16 protein-coding genes are annotated in these 18,265 nt (G+C 75.4%); 11 read left to right on the top strand and 5 right to left on the bottom strand.

Annotated elements, in window-relative coordinates; all coding sequences use genetic code 11:
• Positions 1–148: 148 nt before the first annotated feature.
• Together TK50_RS31795 and TK50_RS31790 are read right to left on the bottom strand one after the other, a co-directional pair.
• Positions 149–715: a GNAT family N-acetyltransferase gene (locus TK50_RS31795; RefSeq protein WP_043969200.1), complete on the bottom strand. Its 567-nt coding sequence runs from the start codon at positions 713–715 to the stop codon at positions 149–151.
• Positions 712–2,838 carry a penicillin acylase family protein gene (locus tag TK50_RS31790; RefSeq protein ID WP_043969199.1) on the bottom strand — a complete coding sequence of 709 codons (2,127 nt, stop codon included), beginning with the start codon at positions 2,836–2,838 and terminating at the stop codon, positions 712–714. The genes TK50_RS31795 and TK50_RS31790 overlap by 4 nt, the downstream gene beginning before the upstream one ends.
• Positions 2,839–2,884: 46 nt before the next feature.
• On the opposite strand from TK50_RS31790, the gene TK50_RS31785 reads away from it, so the two are divergent.
• The 5 genes from TK50_RS31785 to TK50_RS31765 all read left to right on the top strand — a co-directional run bounded on the left by TK50_RS31785 (position 2,885) and on the right by TK50_RS31765 (position 9,411).
• Entirely contained in the window at positions 2,885–3,595 is a 711-nt protein-coding gene (locus TK50_RS31785) for a siderophore-interacting protein (protein WP_043969198.1), read from the top strand.
• Positions 3,592–5,073 carry an MFS transporter gene (locus tag TK50_RS31780; RefSeq protein ID WP_241774155.1) on the top strand — a complete coding sequence of 494 codons (1,482 nt, stop codon included), beginning with the start codon at positions 3,592–3,594 and terminating at the stop codon, positions 5,071–5,073. The genes TK50_RS31785 and TK50_RS31780 overlap by 4 nt, the downstream gene beginning before the upstream one ends.
• 331 nt (positions 5,074–5,404) lie before the next feature.
• Entirely contained in the window at positions 5,405–7,621 is a 2,217-nt protein-coding gene (locus TK50_RS31775; RefSeq protein ID WP_043969197.1) for a carbohydrate-binding module family 20 domain-containing protein, read from the top strand.
• Positions 7,622–7,796: 175 nt separating this feature from the next.
• Entirely contained in the window at positions 7,797–8,375 is a 579-nt protein-coding gene (locus TK50_RS31770) for a GNAT family N-acetyltransferase (protein ID WP_043969196.1), read from the top strand.
• A gap of 139 nt (positions 8,376–8,514) precedes the next feature.
• Complete coding sequence (locus tag TK50_RS31765) at positions 8,515–9,411, top strand: siderophore-interacting protein (RefSeq protein WP_043969195.1); 897 nt, start codon at positions 8,515–8,517, stop codon at positions 9,409–9,411.
• A 49-nt stretch (positions 9,412–9,460) separates the two neighbouring features.
• Here TK50_RS31765 and TK50_RS31760 read toward each other — a convergent pair whose 3' ends face one another.
• Positions 9,461–10,717, bottom strand: coding sequence for an RICIN domain-containing protein (locus TK50_RS31760; protein WP_241774154.1), 1,257 nt, complete (start codon positions 10,715–10,717; stop codon positions 9,461–9,463).
• A gap of 179 nt (positions 10,718–10,896) precedes the next feature.
• Positions 10,897–11,346: a hypothetical protein gene (locus tag TK50_RS31755; protein WP_043969194.1), complete on the bottom strand. Its 450-nt coding sequence runs from the start codon at positions 11,344–11,346 to the stop codon at positions 10,897–10,899.
• 101 nt (positions 11,347–11,447) lie between these two features.
• Between TK50_RS31755 and TK50_RS31750 the strand changes: the two genes are divergently transcribed.
• From TK50_RS31750 to TK50_RS31735, 4 genes are all read left to right on the top strand, one after another.
• Positions 11,448–12,140, top strand: a complete 693-nt coding sequence (locus TK50_RS31750) for a response regulator transcription factor (protein ID WP_043969193.1) — start codon at positions 11,448–11,450, stop codon at positions 12,138–12,140.
• Positions 12,137–13,435, top strand: a complete 1,299-nt coding sequence (locus tag TK50_RS31745) for a sensor histidine kinase (protein WP_043969192.1) — start codon at positions 12,137–12,139, stop codon at positions 13,433–13,435. The genes TK50_RS31750 and TK50_RS31745 overlap by 4 nt, the downstream gene beginning before the upstream one ends.
• A 72-nt stretch (positions 13,436–13,507) precedes the next feature.
• The gene (locus TK50_RS31740) at positions 13,508–14,008 is read left to right on the top strand and encodes a PepSY domain-containing protein (RefSeq protein WP_043969191.1); all 501 of its coding nucleotides are present in this window, start codon (positions 13,508–13,510) and stop codon (positions 14,006–14,008) included.
• A gap of 603 nt (positions 14,009–14,611) precedes the next feature.
• Positions 14,612–15,220 carry a sigma-70 family RNA polymerase sigma factor gene (locus TK50_RS31735; protein ID WP_043969190.1) on the top strand — a complete coding sequence of 203 codons (609 nt, stop codon included), beginning with the start codon at positions 14,612–14,614 and terminating at the stop codon, positions 15,218–15,220.
• 85 nt (positions 15,221–15,305) lie between these two features.
• Here TK50_RS31735 and TK50_RS31730 read toward each other — a convergent pair whose 3' ends face one another.
• A complete protein-coding gene (locus TK50_RS31730; RefSeq protein WP_043969658.1) occupies positions 15,306–16,103 on the bottom strand; it encodes a zf-HC2 domain-containing protein in 798 nt (265 codons plus the stop codon).
• A 494-nt stretch (positions 16,104–16,597) separates the two neighbouring features.
• On the opposite strand from TK50_RS31730, the gene TK50_RS31725 reads away from it, so the two are divergent.
• The gene (locus TK50_RS31725; RefSeq protein WP_199486184.1) at positions 16,598–17,152 is read left to right on the top strand and encodes a P-loop nucleotide/nucleoside kinase family protein; all 555 of its coding nucleotides are present in this window, start codon (positions 16,598–16,600) and stop codon (positions 17,150–17,152) included.
• A 58-nt stretch (positions 17,153–17,210) separates the two neighbouring features.
• The gene (locus TK50_RS31720; protein WP_043969189.1) at positions 17,211–18,227 is read left to right on the top strand and encodes a methyltransferase; all 1,017 of its coding nucleotides are present in this window, start codon (positions 17,211–17,213) and stop codon (positions 18,225–18,227) included.
• Positions 18,228–18,265 lie beyond the last annotated feature (38 nt).

Genomic DNA, 18,265 nt, shown 5'->3' with positions numbered 1-18,265 from the left:
CTTGGCCCGCGCCGGCACCGGGCCGGCCCGGACGGGGAGCGGCGGGTGATGTCGTGGATGACTCAGCTCCCTATGCGCCGGCTCTGCGGCATCGTTCGCCGCCCGCTGCCCGCTGCCCGCCGCCCGCCGCCGCCCGGCCCGCAGGTCGTCAGCCGGGCAGCGGGGCGGGGAAGAGCGCCTCGAAACGGTCCCGGGTCAGGAACGCCAGCCGGGCCCGCTTGTCCGGCATGTCGATCTCGTCGTCGAACGTGAAGCCGGAGCGCTCCAGCCGGCGCAGCGCCAGCTCGTTGCGCACGTCCGGCTCGACCACGACCCGCTGCCGGGCCGGGTCGCGGAACAGGAACCGCACCAGCGCCGGACCCACCGCGCCGGTGAAGTCGCGCCCCGCGCGCCGACCGGGGGCCAACAGCAGGTGCATGCCGACGTCGCCGGGCCGCACCGGGTAGCGCTCGCCGACCGGGTCGGCCTCGGGCTGGTAGGTCTGGAACAGACCGACCGGCGCGCCGTCGAGCAGGATCAGGTACGCGTGGTGCGTCGCCAGCCCGTCGACGAAGGCGTAGACGTCGCGGACCTCGTCGACGGTGTAGCCGCCCATGCCCCAGTAGACGGCCCGGGGCTGGGTGACCCAGCCGTGCAGCAGCTCGGCGTGGGCCTGCGGGTCGACCGTGGCGAGGGACAGCTCGCCGAGGCCGGGCAGGTTCTCCAGGGGTGTCACGCGTTCCTCTTCTCGGGCTCGGGGCGCGGCTCGTCGGGCTCGGGGGTGAGCAGTCGCCAGTCGGTGACGACCGGGATCAGCTCGCCGCTGGCCCACCGCGGCAACTGGTCGGCGAAGTGCGGGTCGCCGGGGCGGCCGGACGCGCCGAACGGCACCACCCACCGGCTCTCCGCCCGGTCGGTCAGGTCCCACACGTACCGGGCGACCGGGCCGCGCCAGCAGGCGTCGGACAGGCCGGGGACGCTGCTGGTGGCGAGCACGCAGTCGCTGTCGCCGCCCAGCGCGACGCGGGCGCGCATCGCGTTCACCGCCGCGTCGACCTCGGGGCTGACCGGCAGGTGCACGGGGTGCAGGGTGTGCCGCTGCCCCCAGGTGCCGGGCGGGTCGCCGTGGGCCACCTCCTCCAGCGCGGCGGCGGCCACGGGGTCGACGTCGACGCCGAGGCGGGGCAGCCCGGCCACGACGGCGTCGAGGGCGTACCCGATCCGGCCGAGGGGGTTCGTCCACGGCCCGAACAACTCGTCGTACGCGCCGGGGGAGCGCAGCGGGCGCAGCGCCGGGTGCTCGTGCAGCCCCCGGGCCAGGGCCGCCCGCCAGGCGGCGTACGCGGCGGCGTCGACGCTGTCGGCGGCCATCCGCCCGTCCCAGGTGGCCAGCCGGTCCCGCAGGTCGCGGGCCGGGCCGGTGAGCGCGCCCGCGTCGAGCCGGCCGAGGACGCCGCGCAGCACGCCCGCGTCGAGCCGGGTGTCCATGTGCACGGCCGCCGGTTCGGCGCCCTCGGCGAGCAGGGCGCGGATGCGGCGGGCCCGGTGCGGCGGGGCGAAGTCGCGGCCCAACGCCGCCACGTCGGGCCGGCGGTCGTTGGCGCAGGCCGTGGGCCCGGTGACCGCCGTGCGGGGCAGCGGCGCGTACTCGCCGCTCCAGCGGTAGCGCGGCTCCCAGGCGGGCACCGGTTCCTGGCGGCACCGGTCGTCGCGCACCGGCACCAGGCCGGCGACGAGCTGGGTGACCGCGCCCGACCGGTCGGCGACGAGCACGCTGTTGACCGGCTCTACCCAGGCCTGCAGCGCGGTGGCGACGTCGTCGACGGTCCGCGACCGCAGCAGTGGCAGCAGCGCGTCGAAGCCGAGCCGCTGCGCGACGCGGCTGGGCGTGCGCAGGCTGAGCGCCTCGCCGGTGTGCTGGTCGTGGTCGACCACCGGCCCCCGGGCCGTCTCGATCACCTCGACGGGCTCCGGCTCGCCGCCGCGTACCCCGATGGTCTCGACCCGGCGGCGGGCCGGCGCCCAGCCGTCGGCCTCGCGGACCCAGACCAGGTCGCCCTCGCGGCGCAGCCGCTCGCGGTAGAGGTCCTGGTAGTCGGCCATCGCGTTGGTCACGGCCCAGGCCACGTCGCCGGCGTGGCCGAAGTGGGGCAGGCCCGGCACGCCGGGGAACGCGAAGCCGAGCACGTCGAACTCGGGGCAGGCGAGGCGCACCTGGTGGTAGATGCCGGGCAGTTCGAGGATGCGGTGCGGGTCTCCGGCGACGACCGGGGCACGGCCGGTGACCGGGTCGGCGGGCGTCACCCAGGCGTTGCTGCCCGAACCGGCGGGGGGCTCGGCGTCGAACAGGGTGGCGGCGGTCGGGCCGAGGGTGGCGGTGACGTGGGCGCGCCACAGCTTGTTGGGGAAGGTCGAGAACAGCACGTGCTGCACCAGGAAGACCCCCAGCGGTGACCAGGGCCGCCACCGGCCGGGGGCGCAGCCGGCCGCCGCGAACTCCGGTGCCGCGGCGGCCCCCTCGACCAGCCCGTCGTTGACCCCCTGGGCGTACGCGGCGACCCAGCGCCGGGTGGCCGGGTCGAGCCGCGCGTAGCAACTGCGGGCGGTGTCGTCGAGGCGGGCGCGGCGGGCGAAGCGGTCCCAGCCGACCTCGGCCGGGCCGAGGTGCTCGGCGAGCCGCCCCTCGGAGCGCCACCGCTCCACCTCGACCTGCCAGGCCCGGTCCAGCGCGGCGGCCCGCCCCTGCAGGCGGGCGAGGTCGTCCACGGTCTCGGCCCACAGGTGCGGCACGCCCCAGGCGTCGCGGTGGATGCCGGCGGCCCGCGTCGGCGGTGCGGCCGACTCCCGTAACAGCGTCATTTAGGTTACCCTCCCCTAACTTAGGCTGACCTTACTGGAGGGGTGTGTGAAACGGAACTGGGAAGCCCTGGTGCTCCGCGCGATGGGCGGCCGGACCTTCCGGCTCACGGTGCGGGGGACCGAGTCGGTGGGCGGGCGGTACCAGCGCCTGCACCTCGACGACGGCGGCCTGCTCGCCGAGTGCGGCGTCCACCCCACCATGTGGATCCGGCTGTGGTTCGACGACGACGGCCGACCCCACCAGCGCGCTTACACCCTCGTCGACCCCGACCCGGCGGCCGGGCGGTTCAGCCTGGAGTTCGCCCTGCACGACGGGTGCGCGGCCCGCTGGGCGAGCGCCGCCCGCGTCGGGGACACCATCGACGCCACCGTGCAGGGCAGCGCGTTCCGGCTGCCCGACCCCGCCCCGCGCCACCTCTACCTGGTCGGCGACGCCGCGTCGCTGCCGGCGGTCAACAGCCTGCTCGACGCCGCTCCCGACCTGCCCGCGACGGTCTGGGTCGAGTACGCCCACGACGACGAGAAGGCGCTGCCGCCACGGGCCCGCCCCTGCCACGAGGTGGTCTGGGTGCCGCGCCGCGACGGGGGGCGGCACCTGGTCGACACCGTCCGGACGGCCCTGCCCGGCGCCGCCGACGCCCACTACTGGGTGGCCTGCGAGGCCGCCAGCACCCGCGACATCACCCGGCACCTGCGCCGCACCCTGGGAGTCGGCCGGCACCAGCTCACCGCGCTGGCCTACTGGAGCGCCCGGTGACGGCGACGCTGGGCACCCTCGCCCGCCCGCTGCGCACCCGGTGGCTGGTCCTCGCGGTGCTCTGCCTCGCCCAGGTCACCGTGGTGCTCGACAACACCGTGCTCACCGTGGCGGTGCCCGTGCTCACCGCCGAACTGGGGGCCAGCACCGCCGACGTGCAGTGGACCATCAACGCGTACGCGCTGGTGCAGTCCGGGCTGCTGATCACCGCCGGTGGGGCCGTCGACCGGTACGGCCGCCGCCGCATGCTGCTCGCCGGCCTCGTCCTGTTCGGACTGGGTTCGCTGCTGGCCGCGCTCGCCGGGTCCACCGGCCAGCTCGTCGCCGCCCGGGCCGGGATGGGCGTCGGCGGGGCCCTGCTGGTCACCTCCACCCTGGCGGTGGCGATGCAGGTCTTCGACGCCACCGAGCGCCCCCGGGCCATCGGCGTGTGGGCGGCGGCGAGCGCGCTGGGCTTCGCGGCCGGGCCGCCCGTCGGCGGCGCCATCCTCGCCCACTTCCCGTGGGAGGCGATCTTCCTGGTCAACATCCCGATCGTGCTGCTCTGCCTGGCGGCGGGCGCGGCCCTGGTGCCGGAGTCCCGGGACCCGGCCGGCGGGCGGTTCGACGTGGGCGGGGTGGCGCTGTCCACCGCCGGCCTCACCGCGGTGGTGTACGCGATCATCGCCGGCCCGGAGCAGGGCTGGCTCTCCGTGCCGGTGCTCGGCGCGGCCGTGGGCGGCGCGCTGCTGCTCGTCGGCTTCGTCCGGTGGGAGCTGCGGGTCGCCCACCCCATGCTGGACATGGTCCTGTTCCGCAACCGGCGCTTCGTCGGCGCGATCTCCGGCGTCGTCCTGATCACCTTCGGCGCGACCGGGGCGCTGTTCCTGCTCACCCAGCACCTCCAGTTCGTCCGGGGCTACCCCGCCTGGGAGGCCGGGCTGCGGATGGTGCCGTTCGCGCTGTCCATCGTCGTGCTCAACCTCGCCGGGGTGGCCGCGCGGCTGATCCACCGGCTGGGCACGGCCGCCGCCATCGCCGTCGGCATGACGCTGCTCGCCGGGGGCCTGCTGCTGGTCACCCACGCCCCGTCGGACGGCTACGCCGTGCTGCTGGCCGGGCTGCTCACGATGGGCACCGGCTGCGCCCTGGCCAACCCGGCGATCGTGGAGGCGGTGATGAGCGCGATCCCGCCGGAGAAGGCCGGGGCGGGCGCCGGGGTGGACGGCACGATGACGGAGGTCGGCAGCAGCCTCGGTGTCGCCGTGCTGGGGGCGGTGCTCAACGCCCGGTTCGCCGCGTTGCTGCCCGCCGCGCTGGCCGGCGCCGGCTCGTTCCCCGCCGCGCTCGCCGCCGCCGCGACGGACGCCGAGCGCGGTCAGGTCACCGACGCCTTCCGGGCCGCGTCGGAGGCCGGGCAGACCGTCGGGGCCGTTGCCGTCCTCGCCGGTGGGCTGCTCGCCGCGTGGCTGCTGCGCCGGGCGCAGCGGGCCGGCTGAGGGGGACGTCGCGGCAACGGCGAACTGAAAGCAGCTGGAAACTCTTGCGGAGAAAGCTACGTCGGGCCGGGCGGCGCGTCAATGGCGTCCCGGTTTTCGAAGCGCGCTGGGTGCTCACGCGGTGACCCGCCGCAGTGGAGTGTCCGGGGCTGGCCTGCGACTTTCCGGGGGAGTGTGACCGTTCACGTGGCGGCGGTGTTGCCGGTGGGTTTCAAGAATCTTGCCGCAAGGTCTTGCAATCCCTTTCAGGTATGCCGCATCGTTTCGCTACCCGGACGGCCGTCCACACGCGTCAGTGCCTCTTCGACCCCGGAAGAAGGTTCCCCCTGTCATGGAATCCGTAGGGCCACACCCCCGTGGCCGCGCCAGTCGCCTGCTGCTCGCCGCCGCGATCGTCGCGGCCGGCGCGACACCGGCGATCGTCGCTGCCGCCACCACCACCGCCACCTCCGCCCGTGCCGCCGTCGCCCTCAACGACAGCGAGGTGACGGCGAACCTGTGGGAGTGGAACTGGAACTCCGTCTCCGCCGCCTGCACCAACCACCTCGGCCCCGCCGGCTACGGCGCGGTCCAGGTCGCGCCGCCCCAGGAGTCGGTCAGCCTGCCCAACAGCGCCGACGGCGTGCACCCCTGGTACGAGGTGTACCAGCCGGTGTCGTACAAGCTGGAGAGCCGCTTCGGCAACCGCGCGCAGTTCGCGGCCATGGTCACCGCCTGCCACAACGCCGGCGTACGCGTGTACGTCGACGCGGTCGTCAACCACATGGCCGGCGCGAACAACCCGGAGTCCGTCGTCGGCTACGCCGGCACCGACTTCTCCGGCCCCGGCTACAGCTTCCCCGCGGTGCCCTACGGCACCGGCGACTTCCACCGGCCGGGCGACAACTGCCCGACCAACGGCACCATCAACGACTGGAACAACGAGGCCCAGGTCACCAGCTGCGAGCTGCTGTCCCTGACGGACCTGTACACCGAGAAGGACAGCGTCCGCACCAAGATCGCCGCCTTCCTCAACGACATGATCGGCCTCGGCGTCGACGGGTTCCGGGTGGACGCCGTCAAGCACGTCAAGAAGGAGGACTTCGCGGCGATCCTCGGCAAGCTGAACAACACCGTCGCCGAGAACAAGCGCCCGTACGTCGCCCAGGAGATCTTCGACGGCGCGAGCAACGACGCCCTCAAGGCGCGGGCCTTCATCGGCAACGGCGACGTGCTCGACTTCGCGTACGCCAAGGGTCTGAAGTCCGCCTTCCAGGGCTCGATCTCCACGCTCGCCAACGTCGGCAGCTGGAACCTCGACGCGCCCAGCGCCAACGTCTTCGCCATGGTCACCAACCACGACCTGGAGCGCGACGGGGTCGTGCTGTCCTACAAGAACGGCAGCGACTACACCCTGGCCAACTACTTCGCCCTGGCCTACCCGCACGGCAAGCCGTCGGTCTACGACAGCTTCTCCTGGTCCAACCGCAACCAGTCCCCGCCGGCCGACGGCAACGGCTACGTCACCGACACCGTCTGCGGCGGCTCCTGGAACTGCCTGACCCAGTCCACCGGCATCAAGGGCATGGTCGGCTGGGCCAACGCCGCGCGGTCGGTCAAGACCGTCTCGGACTTCACGGCGGTGAACAGCAACGTCATCGGCTTCCACCGCGGCGACCGCGCCTGGATCGGCATCAACGACTCCGGCAGCGCCGCCACCGCCACGTTCACCACCGGCCTCGCCGACGGCCAGTACTGCGACGTCGTCTCCGGCCCCGCCACCGCGTCCGGCTGCGCCGGCGCCACGGTGACCGTCTCCGGCGGCCGGGCGTCGGTGACGATCCCGGCCAACAACGCGGTCGCGATCCACGTGGGCGCCCGCCCGGGCGCGACCCCGTCGCCGACGGCCAGCCCCACGGTGTCCCCGACCGCGTCGCCGACGGCCACCCCGACCACCAACCCGACCGACAAGGTCGCCACGACCTTCACCGTCGGCGCGACCCCGGCCGCCGGCCAGGACGTCTACGTGGTCGGCAGCGTCGCCGAGCTGGGCTCGTGGGCCCCGGCCAGCGCCGTCAAGCTGACCGCGCAGGGCGGCGGCACCTACCGGGCCGTGGTCGACCTGCCCCGGTCCACGGCGGTGGAGTACAAGTTCATCAAGAAGACCGCCGCCGGCGCGGTCACCTGGGAGTCCGGGGCGAACCGGACGTTCACCACCCCCGCCAGCGGCACCTACGCGGTCACCGAGACGTTCCGCGGCGACACCGTCACGAGCGGGCAGATCGCCACCTCGTTCAACGCCACCGTCACGACCAGCTACGGCCAGAACGTCTACGTCGTCGGCAACGTCGCGGCCCTCGGCGGGTGGAACCCGGCCAACGCCGTGGCGCTCTCCTCGGCCACCTACCCGGTCTGGCGGGCGACGGTCGACCTGCCCCCGAACACCGCCGTCGAGTACAAGTACGTGAAGAAGAACCCCGACGGCACCGTGACCTGGGAGTCCGGCGGCAACCGCACCTTCACCACCCCGGCCAGCGGCACCCGGACCAACACCGACACTTGGAGGTAGCCGCCGCGCACGCGGCGACGCGGGTGGCCGGCCCCGACACCGACGGGGGCCGGCCACCCGTCCGCGTACGTGCCCGGGTGTCGCGGGTGGACGGGCGACGTGCGCGGCCGTCGATGGTGTGGCTAAGCTGCCCTGACCTGACTGTCCGTCACGGTGTCGTCCACCGAGGAGTCACATGACGACCGCATCGACCACCTGCCGGCGACACGTCGAGGGGTTCGGCGAGGTGCTCATCCGCCCCGTCGAGCCGGCCCGCGACGTCGACGTGCTCCACGACTGGGTCACCCGGGAGCGGTCGCGGTTCTGGGGCATGCGCGAGGCCAGCCGCGAGCGGGTGCGCGAGATCTACGAGTACCTCGACTCGCTCGCCACCCACCACGCCTACCTCGTGCACCGCGACGGCCGGCCGGCGGCGCTGTTCCAGACGTACGAGCCGGCGGCCGACCCGGTCGGCGAGTGCTACGACGTGCGCCCGGGCGACTTCGGCGTCCACCTGCTGATCGGCCCGCCGGACGGCGGCGTCGAGCCCGGCTTCACCGGAGCCGTCCTCGACGCGTTTCTCGCCTTCGTGCTGGCCGACCCGGGCCGGCTGCGCATCGTCGCCGAGCCGGACGCGCGCAACGACAAGGCGGTCGCCCGGCTGGTCCGCGCCGGGTTCGTGCCCGGGCCGCAGATCGACCTGCCGGAGAAGCGGGCCCAGCTGCTCTTCCTGGACCGGTCTGTCTTCCTCGACCGGGTGGCCGCCCGGGGCTGAGCCGGCGGTCGGTCGCCCGGTGGAGGGACGGCCGCCCACCCCCGTGCGCTCGCGTGTAAGGGTAGGCTAACCTGACCGGTGTCCGATGATCGACGCCGGGTGCCGTGGGACGGGACCCCGCCGGAGTCCGAGAGGCGCCATGACCCAGACCCTGCCCATCGCGCCGTGGCGGCTGTTCGACGTCGAGGTCCGCGCCGTGCGGCGGCTCAGCCCGTCGTTCGTCCGCGTCACCTTCACCGGCGCCGACCTCGACCGGTTCGCCGACAACGGCTACGACCAGCGGATCAAGCTGGCGCTGCCGCTGCCCGGGCAGGCCGGGGTGAACCTCCCCGAGGGCCCCGACTGGTACGCCCGCTACCGGGCCCTGCCCGAGCACCTGCGTAACCCGGTCCGCACGTACACCGTCCGGGCCGCCCGCCCGCACCTGGCCGAGGTGGACGTCGACCTCGTCCTGCACGGCGACGGCGGCCCCGCCACCCGGTGGGCCCGCCGGGTGTGCCCCGGCGACCGGGCGGCCCTGCTCGGCCCCGACGCCGGCTTCGACGGCGAGCACGGCGGCATCGAGTTCCGGCCGCCACCGGCGGGCCGGCTGCTGCTGGCCGGCGACGAGACCGCCGTGCCGGCGATCACCGCCATCCTGGAGCGGCTCCCGGCCGACGCCCGGGGACAGGCGCTGCTGGAGGTGCCCGAGCCCGCCGACGCGCTCCGCGTCGCCGCGCCGCCCGGCATGCGGGTCACCTGGCTGCCCCGCGCCGGCGGGCGGCACGGCAGCCGCCTCGTGCCCGCCGTCGCGGCGGCCGACCTGCTCTGCGGCCCCCCGCCGGGCGCCGGCCCGGTCGTCGACGTCGACGTCGACCGGGAACTGCTCTGGGAGGTGCCGACCCCGGCGACGCCGGTGCCGCTGTACGCGTGGCTGGCGGGGGAGGCCGGCGTCATCCGTACGCTGCGCCGGCACCTGGTGGCGGAGCGGGGGCTGGACCGGCGGGCGGTGGCCTTCATGGGGTACTGGCGGCTGGGCCGGGCCGACCCCGCCTGAGCCGCCGCCGGTGCGTCTGCACCCGGCGGCGGCCCGGTGCGGCCACCGGTCAGCAGCGGCTGATCGACGAGTTGTTCAACGTGACGTTGCTGATGGTCAGGTTGTCCACGCAGGGGCTCTCCACGATCCGGCTGTTGACCAGCGTGAAGTTGCGCAGCGTGACGTCGCGGGTGCCGGGGAACTCGGTGCGCTCGGCGAGCCGCACCTCACCGCCGCCGCTGATCGTGCCGCCGCCGGAGGCGATGTTCACGCCGTAGCAGTTCTCGATCAGGATGGCGTTGTTGCCGGTGTTGGCGATGTCGACCCGGTCGATCGTCGCCCCGCCGGACTCGGAGACGCAGAAGATCCCCCGGCCGCCGCCGCGGGCGCGCACCGTCCCCACCCGGACGTTGGTCGGGTAGCTGTCGCCGACGCGGCCGTTGCGGTTGGCCATCCGGAACGCCGCGTACCCGGTGCCGGTGCCGGCGTTCTCCGCGTCGACGGTGGTGACGGTGGCGTTGATGGTCTGGTTGAGCAGCAGCCCCGACTCGCCGACGTTGCGGGCGGTGACGGTGCCGACGGTCAGGCCGTCGACGCCGTAGGTCTCGACGGCGTGCGAGCTGGCCCCGGAGACGTAGACGTTGTCGATGCGCACGTTGCGCGTCCACTGGCTGGTGTCGCCGCGGTTGTCGATGCGCACGCCCAGGCCGGCGGTCAGCCGCATGTCGATCTGCCCGAGGACCACGTTGGTGACGTTTCGCAGGAAGATCCCGTACAGCGGGCTGCCCGTGACGGTGAGGTGCTGCACCTCCACCTGTGTGGTCCCCCGGGAGTAGATGGGCGCCTGGTCGCCGGAGCCGGTGCCGGTCACGTTGATCGTGCCGCACACGTCGATGGTGGTGTAGCTGGGCAGCGAGATCCGGGAGCCGGCGCTGATCGAGCCGGATCCGCGCACCACCACCCGCTGCTTGCTGGTGCGCCCGGCGGTCAGGCTGTTCACGGCGGCCTGCACGGCGGCGCGCATGTCGGTGCCGGTGTGGACCGTGCTGCCGCCGTTGCGGACCGTCCAAGTGCTGCCGCCGAGCACCGCCTCGGCCTGGAACGAGCCCGACCCGCAGTCGGCGGCGGCACCGGCCCGGACGAGCTGCCACTGCTGGTTGGCCCCGCCCAGGTCCTGGTACTGCGAGATCATGCCCCCGTCGGCGGTGGCGGCGGAGGCGGCCTGCGGGCCGACCGCCACGGCCGCGCCGACCAGGGCGAGCGCGGTGGCGACCGGCAGGCCGAACCGCCGGGCGCGGGGGCGTCGGCGGGGGACGGGGAGTCTCATCGGTGCTCCTTTGGGTGCGGTGGCGTCGGACCGGCCGCGCCCGGAAGCCGGTGGGCCGGCGGGACGGATCGGCAAGCGCTTTCCGGACAGCGACCAGCATCGATGCTTTCGTTCGCCTTCCGCCGTGTCAAGGCGTCGCCCCGTCGCGTCGCGTCGCCCACCGGCTCCCGCCGCCGTGGTCAGTCGTCCGCGACGGCCACCGGCTCGCCGCCCACGCACCGCACCTTCAGCTCGTGCTCCCCGCCCGGCCCGACGAAGGTGACCTCGACGTCGTCGTCCGGCCCCCGGTCGACGTCGGCGACCCGGTGGTCCTGCGCGGGGGCCCAGGAGACCAGGCGTACCCCGCCCGGTCCGCACTCGGCCACGGCCGTGCCGCCGGCGGTCGCGAAGGCCCGCCGGGCACCGGGGCCGGCCGGCCCCGCGGGCTCGCCGGTGCCGGGGGAGGAGGCGCCGGAAGCCGTGGGCGCCGGCGTGGCCAGCGCCCGCTCGACCTCCTCCTGGCTGCGCACCCCGCCCGGGGTGCCGGTGATGCTCTCCCCGACCAGCCGGATGGCGGCCATCCCGACCAGCGTGGCGAGCACGGCGGTGGCCAGCCACCCCGCGACCGCGAGTAACGAACGACGACGCATTCCCCGACTATCCCCGATCGAGGGTTGACCGTGGCACGGGACGACGCTAAGGGAGGGTTAAGAGCCGGGCCGGCGCCGGCCGGTGCGGCTAGCCTCGTCGTGTGCCCCGCCTGCTGCTGATCGAGGACGACCTGACCATCCGCACGCCGCTGGTGCGGGCGTTGCGGGACCGGGGCCACGCCGTGGCCGCCGCGTCGACCGCGATGGACGGGCTGCGCGACGCCCTGGACAACCGGCCGGACCTGGTCGTGCTCGACCTGGGCCTGCCCGACCTGGACGGGCGGGAGCTGCTGCGGATGCTGCGGGCGGTCAGCGCGGTGCCCGTCATCGTGGCCACCGCCCGTGACGACGAGACCGAGATCGTCCGGGTCCTCGACGCGGGCGCCGACGACTACGTCGTGAAGCCGTTCACCGCCGCCCAGCTCGACGCGCGGGTCCGCGCGGTGCTGCGGCGCGGCGCGGGCACCGGGGCGGACGATCCCACGCTCGTGGTGGGCGGCCTGCGCGTCGACCCGCGCGCCCGCCAGGTGACCCTCGACGGCGTCGCGGTCGAGCTGACCCCGCGCGAGTTCGACCTGCTGCACCACCTCGCCGCCCGCCCCGGCGAGGTGGTCACCAAGCGGGAGCTGCTCACCGAGGTCTGGCAGATCCCCTACGGCGGCGCGGACAAGACCGTCGACGTGCACCTGTCGTGGCTGCGCCGCAAGCTGGGCGAGAACGCCCAGCAGCCCCGCTACCTGCACACCGTGCGGGGCGTGGGCGTGCGGCTGGAGCCGCCGGGCGGCGCGGCGTGAGGGCCCGCCTGGCGCTGCTGGCCGCCGCCGTCAGCGTGCTCACCCTCGTGGCGTTCCTCGTGCCGCTGGCGCTGCTGGTGCGCGCCGTCGCCGAGGACCGGGCCACCGTCCGGGCCACCGCCGACGCGCAGAGCCTGGTGCCCGTGGTGGGCACCGCCGACGCCGAGACCATCCGGCTGACCGTCGAGCAGCTCGCCGCCGAGTCCGGCCGCCCGGTCAGCGTCTACCTGCCCGGCGACACCGTGCTCGGCACGCCCGTCCCGCGTACCCCCGCGGTGGCCCTGGCCGAACGCGGGCAGAGCCTCACCGCGGAGTCCGACGCGGGACGCGAGGTGGTGATCGCCGTGCAGGGCCGGCCGGACGGCACCGGGGTGATCCGCACGGTCGTGCCCCGCGCCGAGCTGACGGCCGGGGTGACCCGGGCCTGGCTCGTGCTGGCCCTGCTCGGCGTGCTGCTGGTGCTGGTGGGGCTGGCCGTGGCCGACCGGCTGGCCCGCACCCTGGTCCGGCCGATCACCGAGCTGTCGGCGGTGTCGCACCGGCTCGCCAACGCCGAGCTGGACGCGCGGGTCACCCCCGCCGGCCCGGCCGAGCTGCGCGAGGTGGCCGGCGCGCTCAACCACCTGGCCGGCCGCATCCAGGTGCTCCTGGCGCAGGAACGCGAGCAGGTGGCCGACCTGTCCCACCGGCTGCGTACCCCGCTCACCGCCCTGCGGTTGGAGGCCGAGTCGCTGCCCGACCCGCAGGACGCGGCCCGGATCGCCGCCGCGGCGGACGCGCTGGAGCGGGCCGTGACCGGCCTGATCCGCCAGGCCCGCCGCGACCGGTCACCGGCCACCGCCCCGAGCGCCTGCGACGCGGCCGCCGTGGTGGCCGACCGGGTGGCGTTCTGGTCGGTGCTGGCCGAGGACACCGGACGGGAGGTCCACCGCGACCTGGCCGGCGGGCCGCTGCCGGTCGGGGTGCCCGCCGACGAGCTGGCCGCCGCGGTCGACGCGCTGCTCGGCAACGTCTTCGCGCACACCCCCGACGGCACCGCGTTCACCGTCCGGCTCGCCCGGCGGGACGGGCGGGTGCTGCTCGCCGTGGCCGACTCCGGCCCCGGCATGCCCGCCGCCACCGTGGCCCGGGGCGCGAGCCCGGCCGGGTCCACCGGCCTCGGCCTGGACATCGCCCGCCGGGCGGCGGAGGCCGCCGGGGGCCGGCTGGAGCTGCGCACCGCCCACGGCGGCGGGGCGGAGGTGCGGCTCTGGCTCGGCCCGCCGACGTCCCGGTCGGCCTTAACCGGGCCTTAGCGTCGGTGCAGCGCGCCGCTATCCCGCCGGGACCGATCCTTCTAGGCAGGAACACGAGGAAAGGTGCCCGAGATGAAGCGCAACTCCCTGATCATGGCGTCCCTGGGCGGCGCGGCGATGCTGGCGGCGGCCGGGGTGGCCGTCGGCGTCACCGCCGCCGACGACCGGGTGGCTCGCACCACCCTGACCGCCGCCACCGCCGCCCCGGCGGCCACCACCCCGGACGACGGCGCGAGCGGCACCCCGACCGGCGCTCCCACGGCCACCGGCGTGCCGTCGGCCACCGGTGCCCCGGCGGACACCGGTGCCCCGGCCGGCAAGGTCGACCAGCAGCGGGCCGGCGAGATCGCCCTCGCGCGGGCCGGCGGCGGGCGGATCGTCGAGATCGAGGCCGACGACGAGAACGGCCGGGCGGTGTGGAGCATCGAGATCGTCGATGGGCAGACCGAGCACGAGATCGACGTCGACCGCAACGACGGCACCGTGGTCGAGGCCGAGAAGGAGCCGGTCGACGGCGACGATCACCACGACGCGGACGACCGCGACGACGATGACGACCGCGACGACGACTGAGTCGGGCGGCGGGCCGAGCGCCCGTACGTCACCGTGAGACACGAGCGGGCCGCCCCCCGATGGGGGCGGCCCGCTCGTCCGCGTCGGGCGGCGCCCCGACCGACAGGTCGACCGCGTCGACGACCCCCGGAACTGGCGTGGGGCGAAGCCCTCCGGTGCCCGGTGTGGACCATGCGCTCCGCCCCGACGCCGACGAGCGCCTCCCGGGACGAACCACCCACGTCCGGGCGTGCTCATCCCCACCGGACCGCCCGGGCATCCCTGGCCCCAGCTCCGTGATCAAGAGGTTTGCGTCATCGTCGAGATCAACCCTGACGCTTTTCTCTTGATCACCGGGGCGGGCGGGGTGGGGTGGGTGGGGTGGGGAATGGGTGGGTGGGTGGGAACTTTTTGGGGGTGGGGGCCGACAAACCGGGGTGCGGCGCTTCCGGGCGGCGTATCGAGATCGGCCCTTCGCCCCGGCGGAGGGTGCCAACCGCCGGAGCTGGGCCGGGAGACAGACCACGTGAACCGAGCAGCGTCGCGGACCGTACCGGTCCAGGTGAGCGCCCGACGGCACCGCCCGTCGCGGCCGACGATCGGCACCGGCGCGGACGGCCGCCGGTGAGCGGCCCCGGTGGCGGAGCGGGGTGGGCAGTCGGCGCGGGGGCCGACGACGAGCAGGTGACCCGCTGGGCCCGACTGGCCGGCGCGGGCGACCAGCCGGCGGCCGCCGCGTTCGTGCGGGCCCTGCAGGGTCCGGTGTGGCGGTTCCTGGCCCACCTCGCCGGGCCCGGGGAGGCCGACGACCTCACCCAGGAGACGTTCCTGCGCGCGCTGCGCAGCCTGCCCGGCTTCGCCGGCCGGTCCTCGGCCCGCACCTGGGTGTTCAGCATCGCCCGCCGCGTCGCCGTCGACCACGTCCGCACGGCGGTCACCCGCCCGCGCACGGCGGCGTTGCCGGACTGGCAGGCGGCGGCGGAGGGCGCGGGCATGGCCGAGCCGGGCACGGACGACGGGGTCGTCCTGCGCCAGCTGATCGCCGGTCTGGCCCCGGAGCGCCGGGAGGCGTTCGTTGCCACCCAGGTCGCCGGCCTGTCGTACGCCGAGGCGGCGCAGGTGTGCGGCTGCCCCGTCGGCACGATCCGCTCCCGGGTGGCGCGGGCGCGGGAGGACCTCGTGGCGGCCTGGCACGCCGACAGCCGGCCGACCCGGTCGACGCGGGCCGGCTGAGCCCACCCGCCGCCCGCCCCGCGGGTCGGTGGGCCGCCCCCGCGTCCGATCCAGGGTGCCCTCGGGTCGCGGGATCTGCGCCCGGTCAGGCGGCCTGCCGGTCGTCCCGCCCGCCGGCCGACGCGGCGGGGCGGGCGTGGGCCCGCGCCGAGTACGGGTGCGGGGGCAGCAGCCGCAGCGTCGGCGCCGACGGTTCGGGCGCGTCCAGCTCGACGCGCCAGCGGGATCCCGACGACCGGCCCTGTCGGGGCGCGGGTCCACCCGGCCGCAGGCCGGGGCGCGACAGCAGCGCGGTGAGCACCCAGCCGAACACCAGGATCGCGTGGCTGACCAGCCGCGACACGGCGACCTGGCCGGTCACCAGGTCGTTCACCGACAGCAGCACCAGGGTCGCGACGAAGGCGCTGAGCATCGGCAGCACGCCGGCCGGCGGGAACCGCCGTACCGCCACGAACAGGAATCCGGCGCCGACGGCGACGTTCCAGGCCGCCGACTCGTGCCACAGGTGCTGCCCGGTGGCGTGCGCGTGGGCGACGGTGGTGCCCCGGCCCACCTGCACCAGCCCCAACACCACCTGCACCGCCCCCACCAGCCCCAGCGTGGCCCGCAGCCCGGCGACCAGGCGCTCCCGCCACCGTCGCGCCGACCACCGCCGCCGCGCCGGCGGCGCGGCGGCGACGGCGGCGAGCACCGTGTCGGCCAGGTCGGGCGTCGCCGTCACCACCCGGGTACGCGCCCGGCGGGTCACCGCCGCAGCCGTCTCGAACCACGCCCGGCAGTCACCGCACGTGACCAGGTGCCCCTCGGCCGCGACCCGCTCGGTCGGGGTCTCCTCCCCGTCCAACTGGGCCGACAGCATCTCCCGCCACCGCTCGCACCGCATGTACCGATAGTCGCTCGGCGGCGCGGCGTGGTTCCCGCGCGATCCGGCGGGCGTCGGGACGAGCTCCGACGGCGAGGCGTCCTGCAATGGATCCCGGCGACCCGGCCGAGCGCTCGGTGACCGGGCGGCGTCATCGGCTACGGTGAGCGCATGGGTTGCTTCGCCGCGATGGACGTCCGCGCCGCCGCATAGCGGCGGTATCGCGGTTGCCCGTGACCGCGGCCTCGTCGCCCGCCCCGTCGGGGTCAGGGCCGGGCGTACCGCCGGATCGGTGTCCCGCCGGCAGCCCGCGCGTCTCGGCGGGCTGCCGGATCGTCCCGCGTGATCCGGGGAGCAGACCCATGTCGCAGCAGTCTCGTCCACCGCACCCGGCCACCTTCGCCGGCCCGCCCGGGGCATCCCTCACCGGAACCGACAGGCTCGCCGCACCCGCACCCGCACCCGCAGCGACGCCGAAGCGTGACGTGCCGCCCGAACCCGCCACGATGTTCCTGATGGTCGGGCTCCCCGGGGCCGGGAAGACCACCCGGGCCGAGGAACTCGCCGCGGCGCACCGCGCGCTGCGGCTGACCCCGGACGAGTGGATGATCCCCCTGTTCGACGGGTCGCAGCCCGACGGCAAGCGCGACCTGCTGGAGGGACGGCTCATCGCACTGGCCCTGCAGGCGCTGCGCCTGGGCGTGGACGTCGTACTCGACTTCGGGCTCTGGAGCCGCGACGAACGGTCGGCCCTGCGCTGGCTGGCCGCCTCGGCCGGGGCGGCCAGCCACGTCGTCTACCTGCCGGTCGACCGGGACGCCCAGCTCGCCCGGATCACCCACCGCTGGGCGACGGCGTCGCACACGACCTTCCCGATGAGCGTGGCGGACATCGACACCTGGCGGGGGCAGTTCCAGGCACCGGATGCCGCCGAACTCGGCGGCGGCGACGTTCCCGGCCCGCCGCCGGGGTGGCGTGGCTGGTGGGAGTGGGCCGTGGACCGGTGGCCCTCGCTCGCGCATGGCCGTGCCGTCAGGGGGCGGGGGCGAGACCGGCCGACGGCCGGGTAGCCGGATCCCCCCGGGGTGTCTACTGTGGATTGACCGAGGGCTGTGATCTCATGCTTTCATGATCAATCCCTCTCCTCTCATGCGCCTCGTGGCCGGCGTCTGGGGGTTCAAGACCCTCGCCGTCGGCGTCGAGTTCGGGCTGTTCACCCGCCTCGCGGGCGGCCGGACGATCACCGTCGCCGAGGCCGCCGCCGAGTTCGGGCTCGACGAGCGCCCCGCCGACCTCCTGCTGGCCGCGAGCGCGTCCCTCGGCCTGCTGGAGCGGGCCGGCGACGGCTACCGCAACACCGAGCTCGCCGAGCAGTTCCTGGTGGAGGGGCGGCCCTACTACTTCGGCGCGCAGGTGCGCTACTCCGACCTGCGCACCTACCTGCCGTGGCACCGCATCGCCGACGCGCTGCGCACCAACCGGCCGCTGACCTGGGACCCGCAGTCCCAGCAGTCGCTGTTCGACACCGTCGACCCGGAGATGGTGGCGCAGTTCTGGGACGCCATGTTCTCCACCTCCAGCTTCACCGCCCGGGCGCTGGCCGACACGTACGACTTCGGGGCGCACACCCGGCTGCTCGACGTCGGCGGCGGGGCCGGGGCGTTCCCGATCGAGCTCTGCCGCCGGCTGCCGCAGCTGCGGGCGACGATCCTCGACCTGCCCCACGTGTGCGCGAAGGCGCAGGAGCGGATCGCGGCGGAGGGCCTGGCCGACCGGATCGGCACGGTCGCGGGCGACTTCCTCGCCGACCCGGCGCTGCCGGGCGGGCACGACGTCGTCCTGCTCAGCATGATCCTGCACGACTGGGACGAGCCGACCAACCGGGCGCTGCTGGCCAAGTGCCACGCCGCGCTGCCGCCCGGCGGTGCGGTCGTCATCTGCGAGCTGCTGCTCGACGACGACCGCACCGGCCCGCCGGAGGCGGCCCTGATGGGCATGAACATGCTGGTCGAGACCGAGGGCGGCAAGAACTACTCCGGCGCCGAGTACGCGGCGTGGCTCGCCGACGCCGGCTTCGTCGACATCGAGCGGCTGACGTTCGACGCGCCGGGCGCCAACGGCGCCGTGGTGGCCCGCCGGGCCTGACGCGCGCCCCGGGTCGGGCGGGCACAGGCCCGCCCGAC

It is taken from the genome of Micromonospora haikouensis (genome assembly GCF_000876225.1).
GTDB lineage: Bacteria > Actinomycetota > Actinomycetes > Mycobacteriales > Micromonosporaceae > Micromonospora > Micromonospora haikouensis.
The sequence above is the reverse complement of the archived record's forward strand: the minus strand, read 5'-3'. Positions and strand labels throughout refer to the sequence as shown.